At 62.0% G+C, this 1,066-nt stretch carries 2 protein-coding genes; both read right to left on the bottom strand.

Features of this window, described 5'->3' with window-relative positions:
* Positions 1-458: 458 nt before the first annotated feature.
* Positions 459-680, bottom strand: a complete 222-nt coding sequence (locus BO1_RS60060; protein ID WP_156992823.1) for a hypothetical protein — start codon at positions 678-680, stop codon at positions 459-461.
* A 1-nt stretch (position 681) separates the two neighbouring features.
* Positions 682-1,066 (bottom strand): hypothetical protein (locus BO1_RS61710; protein ID WP_052409880.1); only part of this gene is annotated, 385 nt, incomplete at its 5' end.

The raw sequence follows: 1,066 nt of genomic DNA, 5'->3' as shown, positions 1-1,066 counted from the left end.
GCGTTAAGCGCACGAAGCACCCATCACCTTAAAATTCCTCTGCTGCGTGGCCTCCGTGAACTGCCGCGTTTCACGCACCGGGCGCGGATGTCACAGACGCGCGCCGCATTCGGGGCCCCTGTCGTTCGACACGGTCGCCACGTTCGACGACAGATCGAACGTGAGACGCTCCGCGTTGCCGCTGCCAGTCCACAGCCGGTCCACAGCCGGTCGTAATGCAGGGGCGATGCAAGCATGCCGGTACGACGTGCTTGTTGCCGGCGCCAGTTTCAGCACAAATGTAACGCACGACGTTACCATCAAGATCAAGTTTTTTATTTCGGATGCGGAAGGCGCGAGCAACAACAGTTATCGGCGTCGCTCTCTCGCCAGAGCCGCAATCCGAAAAAACAGCCCTGCATCCTCAGGCTTGGTCATCTTTGACCCGCAACACCGTTTGGATAGTGATCCGAACAAATTCAGGCGCGCCGGAACCTGAGAATGGAGAACGGGCAGGTCCCAGGGAAAGGGGCCAGGGGTTCATCAATCATCGCTGTCGGGCGGCTGCCCGGGTCACCGGCGCCCGAACGGACCGGCAGGGTCAGCACGAACTCCTTTCCGGTATCGCACCATGAACCATCGACGACGGCTTCATCCCCGCGTGCGTCGCGCCCCGCCGTTCGATATTTGATGGCGATCACGCTACGCACGGGTGCGCGACGCGGCGCGCAGTGCGTCCAGCCGGGCCAGCAGCGCGCGGGCCTGCAGTTCGAGGGGACGTGGCAGGTCCGCCTCCAGGAGCGCATTGACCCGAGCGCGCCAGTAGTCCGACGATGTCACCGGCGTTCCCTGCCCGGAATCATGGTCGTGAATCAGGCGCTCGACTTGCAGGATCATGGCTCGAATGTGCGCCAGTTCCTGGGCATAGTCGTCATAACTCATGTGCCCTTTGCTCATCCTGTCGCGCTGGTCCTGCGTGGACGACCGGTCTGCACCGTTCATGGTTGTGAGTTCCGTGAAAGATGGCCGCAGGAAGAAGCGCTTCGTGGCGCCGCCGGGGTACGATGATGCCCTCCTCCAATCGATA

The organism is Paraburkholderia oxyphila NBRC 105797 (genome assembly GCF_000685075.1).
Lineage (GTDB): Bacteria > Pseudomonadota > Gammaproteobacteria > Burkholderiales > Burkholderiaceae > Paraburkholderia > Paraburkholderia oxyphila.
Note: the sequence above shows the minus strand (reverse complement) of the source record. Positions and strands in the feature narration are given on the sequence as shown.